The sequence below is a fragment of the Pseudomonas sp. SDO5532_S415 genome (assembly GCF_054071155.1).
Map to the genome: position 1 here is coordinate 1 of NZ_JBSVWS010000377.1, position 324 is coordinate 324.

Genomic DNA, 324 nt, shown 5'->3' on the forward strand with positions numbered 1-324 from the left:
CCTTCAAGCGTCCGATCTATGCCGGTAACGCCATCGCTACCGTTCAATCGAACGCTGCGGTCAAAGTGATCACCGTGCGTGCCACCGGTTTCGACCCGGTTGCCGCAGAAGGTGGTTCGGCTGCCGTTGAAGCCGTTGCTGCTGCTCACGACGCGGGTACTTCCAGCTTCGTCTTTGAGGCGCTGGCCAAATCTGATCGTCCGGAATTGACCGCTGCCAAGATCGTCGTTTCCGGCGGCCGTGGCATGCAGAACGGCGACAACTTCAAACACCTGTACGCCCTGGCCGACAAGCTGGGCGCTGCCGTCGGTGCTTCGCGCGCCG

The 324-nt window shown here is 62.0% G+C and carries 1 protein-coding gene; it reads left to right on the forward strand.

All coding sequences use genetic code 11. The features are described 5' to 3' along the window. Positions 1-324 (forward strand): FAD-binding protein (locus ACW9HW_RS30165; RefSeq protein ID WP_457402983.1); only part of this gene is annotated, 324 nt, incomplete at both ends.